Below are 629 nucleotides of genomic sequence, written 5' to 3' on the forward strand. Positions count from 1 at the left end.
CAGCCTTCGCCGTGGCCTTTGTCGCCCGACCGCTAGGCGGCGTGCTGTTCGGACATATCGGGGACCGGATCGGGCGAAAGGCGACGCTCATCCTCACGCTGCTGATAATGGCCGTCGGCACGAGTGTGATCGGCCTGTTGCCCACCTACAGTGCGATCGGGATCTGGGCGCCAGCCCTGCTGGTGATCGCTCGGTTGATGCAAGGGCTGTCGGCCGGCGGCGAACTGGGTGGCGCCATCCTCATAGCTGTCGAACCCGCGCCCGCCAAGCGTCGCGGCTACTACGGCTCGTGGCCAACACAGGGGGTGAACGCAGGCCTAGTGCTGGCCAGTGCGGCCTATCTGTTGGTGGTTCACCTGACCGGGAATTCGCTTCTGAGCTGGGGCTGGCGCATCCCGTTCCTGGCTAGCGCAGTGTTGCTGCTGGTCGGACTCTATGTCCGGCTGCGGGTACTGGAAACGCCGGAGTTCCGCGAGATCCGCGAGTCGGGGCAGCGAGCCGGCGTCCCGATCGCCGTCATCCTGCGGCACCACAAGAGGGCCCTGTTGATCGGGATGGGCGCGTTGACGGCGGGGACCATCCCGTTCTACATCGCCACCGTGTTCACCCTGTCCTATGGACCGAAGCAA

At 65.7% G+C, this 629-nt stretch carries 1 protein-coding gene; it reads left to right on the plus strand.

Annotated elements, in window-relative coordinates:
* On the plus strand, window positions 1-629 hold a 629-nt coding region (locus ABGB16_RS33930), incomplete at both ends, for an MFS transporter (protein ID WP_347672129.1).

This window comes from Micromonospora sp. B11E3, assembly GCF_039871625.1.
In the GTDB taxonomy this organism is placed as follows: Bacteria; Actinomycetota; Actinomycetes; order Mycobacteriales; family Micromonosporaceae; genus Micromonospora.